General features: G+C 26.2%; 1 protein-coding gene. It reads left to right on the top strand.

Going from position 1 to position 745, the window contains the following annotated elements:
- Window positions 1–94: 94 nt before the first annotated feature.
- Window positions 95–745, top strand: a 651-nt coding sequence (locus tag CD111_RS12310; RefSeq protein WP_142380972.1) for a glycosyltransferase family 2 protein, incomplete at its 3' end; no start/stop codon positions are given.

The following is a 745-nucleotide window of genomic DNA, read 5'->3' on the forward strand; positions in this document are numbered from 1 at the left end:
ATCATATTGTGTATAAATTTCAAAAAAATGACTAATGTTATTTGTTGGAGATTGTTTTATACTATATCTATATAGATAAAAAGGGAGTGTAGTCTTGAAAAATAAAAAGTTGCTTTTCTCTTTTATTATTCCAACATATAATAATGAAAATACAATCGAACGCGCTATTCAATCTATTTTGAATCAAGATGTAAGCCCTGAAATATATGAAATTATTGTGGTTGATGACAAATCAAGCGATAAAACATATGAAAAGGTAGAACTTATAAAGAATAAAAATATCGCTTTATATCAGTTACACCAAAATTCTGGTGGGGCTTCTGCACCAAGAAATTTTGGAATATCTAAAGCGAAAGGTAAATTTGTATATTTCTTAGACTCGGATGATTGGCTACGTCCAAATATTTTAAGATATATTATAAATCATAAACATTTATTAAGAAGTGATATGATAATAGCGAAAACGATAAAAGTTACGGATAAATCAGAAACAGTTCATGCTCGATTTTTATCGTATAAGAATAGATTACTTAAAGATAAAAATGATATTCCATATTTAATTTATTATTTAGGGCCACAAGGTAAATTTTTAAATAATGAAATTCTCCAAAAAAACGATTTGAAATATCCGATTGATATGCATTTTGGTGAGGATAAGATATTTTTCTTAAACTTTTTCAATCAGTGTAAGAAAGTTTCAACAATTACTAAAGAATGTGGAAATATTGATAGAACAACTGATAAT

This window comes from Mammaliicoccus stepanovicii, assembly GCF_002902525.1.
In the GTDB taxonomy this organism is placed as follows: Bacteria; Bacillota; Bacilli; order Staphylococcales; family Staphylococcaceae; genus Mammaliicoccus; species Mammaliicoccus stepanovicii.